This is a genomic window from Vibrio sp. 970, assembly GCF_033339075.1.
Map to the genome: position 1 here is coordinate 1 of NZ_JAWOTW010000511.1, position 612 is coordinate 612.

Annotated in this window: 1 protein-coding gene; it reads left to right on the forward strand. The window is 48.0% G+C overall.

Annotated elements, in window-relative coordinates:
• Positions 1 to 612: protease modulator HflC (gene hflC, locus R7Q11_RS27595; protein WP_225467160.1), on the forward strand; the 612-nt coding region annotated here is incomplete at both ends.

A 612-nucleotide genomic window follows, 5' to 3' on the forward strand; every position in this document is an offset into this window, starting at 1 on the left:
GTTAGATGCTCGTATTCAAACGATGGATGGACGTGCTGACCGTTTCGTAACGTCTGAGAAAAAAGACGTTATCATCGATTCGTACGTGAAATGGCGTATTGAAGACTTCGGCCGTTACTACCTAGCAACAGGCGGTGGTAACTCTCTGACAGCCGAAGCGCTTCTTGAGCGTAAAGTCACAGACGTACTTCGTTCTGAAATCGGTGCTCGTGAAATCAAACAAATCGTTTCAGGTCCACGTAATGATGACGTGCTACCAGAAGACGCAAGCAGTGATGAAGTGAACACAGAAGCGGCACGTGAAGCGTTAGAAATTGATGGTGAACGTGACCTAATCATGTCGGATGTACTGCGAGATACTCGTGAAAGCGCAATGAAAGACTTGGGTGTTCGCGTTGTCGATTTCCGTATGAAGAAAATCAACCTTCCTGATGAGATCAGTGAGTCAATTTACCGTCGTATGCGCGCGGAGCGTGAGTCGGTAGCTCGTAAGCACCGTTCTCAAGGTCGTGAGAAAGCAGAAATCATTCGTGCACAAGCGGAACTTGAAGTAGCAACCATTCTTGCAGAAGCGGATAAAACCGCTCGTGTTACACGCGGTGAAGCGGATGC